The following is a 3706-nucleotide window of genomic DNA, read 5'->3' as shown; positions in this document are numbered from 1 at the left end:
GGCGCCCCGCCACTCCCGCTCGAACAGTTCCTTGAGCTGCCCAATGCTTGTCAGATGATCGAAATTGGCGCGCACGCGCCACTCTGCAGCGTCACCGAGGCGGGCGCGCAGCACGGGATCACGGATAAGGCGCTCCAGCGCCTGTGCCAGGGCAATTGGGTTTTCTGTCGGGACCAGCAGCCCGGTTTCATCCGCAGATAAAAGCTCCGGCACGCCGGAAATATCGGTCGACACGCAGGCAAGCCGCTGGCTGGCCGCCTCAACCAGAACATTCGGCAGACCGTCCCGGTCGCCGTTTGCGGTGATCCTGCAGGCCAGGGCGAAGATGTCGGCGCGGCGGTAGTGCTCAAGCACCTCCTCCTGAGCAAGCGCGCCTCTCCAAGAGACGCGACCATCCAGGCCGAGCTTTTGCGCCAGCGCCTTGAGCCGTTCCAGTTCCTCGCCGCCGCCGATATGCTCGAAACGCCACGCCAAATCACCAGGCAGGAGGGCAAGAGCCTCCAGCAAGGTATCGTAACCTTTCTTTTCAACGGCGCGCCCGACACTCAGAACGATAACCGGTTCGTCCGGTGCCGAGCCGTCATGCTGTTTCCGCGCCTCGCGGAAGCTGCCGAAGCGATCAAGGTCGAGCCCATGATAGCTCAGATGCAAAGACGAGTTGCCGTTAGCGAGTTTTTTCAGACGGTCGAAGCCGGTTTTCGTGCAAGTGACCGTCCAGCGGGCCGAGGAAAGCTTGCCGGCGAGATCCCAGTCAGGCGAAGTCCAGATGTCCTTGGCATGGGCCGAGCAGCTCCAGGGCAGACCGCGAAGCTGGCTGGCATAGCGTGTCACCGATGCCGGTGTGTGCGCGAAATGCGCATGCAGCCAGCCCACATCTTCCGGCCATTCGGCCGCCAACACGAGCGCTTGCCCGAAGCGGCGTACGCGATTGCGCGTAAAGTCGCGAGGGATGTCGGTAGCCAGCGATCCGAACGCGCGCCAGAAGCCTGGCCGCAGCAGACAAGCAAACAGCGAGCGAGCCACCCGCATCGGTTCTTCATGCAGATATTCCGGCAGATAATGGACGGGCGCTTTGATCTCGTTATGCACCGGATGGCGTTTTGTGTCGGTCGGCCGTCTCAGCGCGACGAGTATCAGGTCGAACCCCGCTCGCTCCAACCCGAGCAGCTCCTGCGCGATGAAGGTTTCCGACAGCCGCGGATAACCCTTCAGAACCACGACGATCTTGCGAGGTTGCAACTCAGTTGATGCCTTCAATGACCGAAAGGTGATGGCCGGCACGCCGGTCGAGCAGTTCCGCGACGATTGCGGAAATATGAGGCAGCCCTTCCAGCCTCAGGTGCGGATTGCTCTGCGATGGGCGGGGCCGATCCGGCAGCACCTTCAGTGTATCGGCAAACCGCTGGGAATCCTCAGCTTCTTCCGGGGAAAGCATCTTGATGAGACCGAGTTCGGCTGCTCGCCGTGCGCGGATCAGTTGCTCCTCGCGCGGCTTGACGCGGGGCACGATCAGCGCCGGCTTGTCGAAAGACAGTATCTCGCAATAGGTGTTGTAACCGCCCATCGCCACTACCGCCTTGGCGCCGGCAATCAGCTCTTCCATGCGGTTGTCGAATTCGATGATCTTGATATACGGGATTTTGGACCCCTTCTTAAGAAACTTGTTGCGCTTGCGCGCCGGCATGTAGGGCCCAAGCACGATCAGCGCCCTATGCTGCAATTGCGGATCCTGCTGATAGGCATCGATAACGTTGTGGATCAGATCGGCGCCGTCGCCGCCGCCACCGGTCGTAACGAGGATATAGTCGCCCTCGGGGCGGTGGCCGGGCAACTCGTTCTTCTGCAGGCTCCGTTGCAGGAAACCGACGAACTTCATCTTTGCCCTGATAGCCGGCGGCACATCCAGGCCGGTCAACGGATCGTAAAAATCCGGCGGACCGTAGGCCCAGACCTTGTCGTAGAACAGGCCTATCTTGCGCATCACATCCCTGCGTTCCCACTCTGCTTCCAGCAGATGCGGCGCATCCATCACCTCGCGCAGGCCAAGCACCAGCGTAGTGCCTCGCGTCTTGAGGTAGGACAGCGTGTCCTCGATCTCACCGCGCAGCCCGAGCGGTTCCTTGTCGACGATGAAGATATCCGGCCGAAACGTCTCGGCTGTGTGGCGAATGATCGACTGGCGCATTCTTAGCGTCTCATGCAGATCGATATCCTTTTCCAGCGAGGTGTATTCGCCGTTGCGCAACTTGATGACGCTCGGGATCTTCACGAAGTCGACGCGGGCGCGGTAGTCGAAGGCGCCGGCGATAGGCGCGCCCGAAATGATAAGCACCTGAAGTCCGTGGAAATCCTCGACCAGGGAATGCGCGATCGTGCGGCAGCGCTGCAAGTGGCCGAGCCCGAACGTGTCGTGGCTGTACATGAGAATTCGAGCATCTTGTACGTGCTGGGTCATTGTCGAACCTCTTTAGAATTCTCGCCTGAGGACCGCGGGCCCCCGCAGGATTCGAACCCATTTCTCGCGGGTCTATCGCCCTGTTTTGAACATGAGGGAGCAATTTTTTCAAATTATATTACCCAAGAGGGTTCATATGCTGAGCAGCGTCTGCTCAGCTGCTATGCACATTGGATGCGATGCCCAGCCTATTTGCCTTGTCGGCCTCGTGCGCTGCAGATAGATCACGGCGGATACATGCACTTGTATCGAGACGGGTCGCGGGCTGGCCGATTGCTTGCTTTCAGAAAAGCGGCCAGGGCGATGGCGCTCCTCCCTCGTGGCCGACGCGGCTAAACTGCCCAAGAATGGGCTGAAGATCTTCAAAGACAGCGCGCCGACACAAACCATGATCGATGCCCCAGATGCGGGCGCTCTCGCGCCGCCCACGCAGAACATCGCCTTGTCCCTCAGCCAGACGAATTCAGTAACAGCATTGGCGTTATCCCACATCCGACCCGATGAGCGAGGGGGCAACCCGCGCGGCCCACCCAAGCGCAGGACCTAACGTCGACGATTGTGCCTTCGAGCGTCGCCCAAGCGAAAGAGCCATATCCTACTCAAATTGAGGTATGACTCCGCGGGGACAGCCTTTCAAGCATGTGCTAATAAAGTCGTTTCGGGGAGGATGCCATGCCGTCCTTGAGGTGGGCTGCAGTTGTCGCGCTTGCCGCGAATCTCATCAATGCGACACCGACCATAGCCGCCGAAGCAGTGGGCCGGGCAGTCGTGATCAAGACTGCCGTTACCGGCGCAACCGGACCACTGGTGGTCAGCGCACCCGTTCATCGGGACGAACGAATCAGGACATCCAATACCGGGCTTGGCCAATTCGTGTTCCGGGATGGCACCAAGCTGGCGGTGGGGTGGGGTTCTTCCGTCGTCCTCGACAAATACGTCTTCAACGATGATAATTCGGTGAAGAAGCTCACCATCCGCGCTGCCAAGGGAACGTTTCGCTGGATAAGCGGGAACTCGCCTTCGTCCGCCTACCAGATTGTGACGCCCGCAGGCACAATAGGCGTGCGGGGAACAGCATTCGATGTCCACATCGCGCCCAACGGCAAAACCGCCGTCGTGCTGCTGAAGGGGTCGGCCCGATTCTGCAGCGGCGGCGGATGCAGGGAACTGAAGCGGCGCTGCGATTGCGTGGTCGCGACGCCGTCAGGCGCGATGTCCGACGTTATCAAGGTCAATCGATCTGTGCTCACC

At 60.3% G+C, this 3706-nt stretch carries 3 protein-coding genes; 1 reads left to right on the top strand and 2 read right to left on the bottom strand.

The window, feature by feature from the left end:
* Nucleotides 1-1239 (bottom strand): glycosyltransferase family 4 protein (locus EOA75_RS30420; RefSeq protein ID WP_164747679.1); only part of this gene is annotated, 1239 nt, incomplete at its 3' end.
* 1 nt (nt 1240) lies between these two features.
* Nucleotides 1241-2455, bottom strand: coding sequence for a glycosyltransferase family protein (locus EOA75_RS30415; protein WP_066994049.1), 1215 nt, complete (start codon nt 2453-2455; stop codon nt 1241-1243).
* A 672-nt stretch (nt 2456-3127) separates the two neighbouring features.
* Between EOA75_RS30415 and EOA75_RS30410 the strand changes: the two genes are divergently transcribed.
* Nucleotides 3128-3706, top strand: a 579-nt coding sequence (locus EOA75_RS30410) for a FecR domain-containing protein (RefSeq protein WP_127325884.1), incomplete at its 3' end; no start/stop codon positions are given.

The organism is Mesorhizobium sp. M1A.F.Ca.IN.022.07.1.1, from assembly GCF_003997575.1.
Taxonomy (GTDB): domain Bacteria; phylum Pseudomonadota; class Alphaproteobacteria; order Rhizobiales; family Rhizobiaceae; genus Mesorhizobium.
This window is presented reverse-complemented; position numbering and strand designations above follow the sequence as displayed.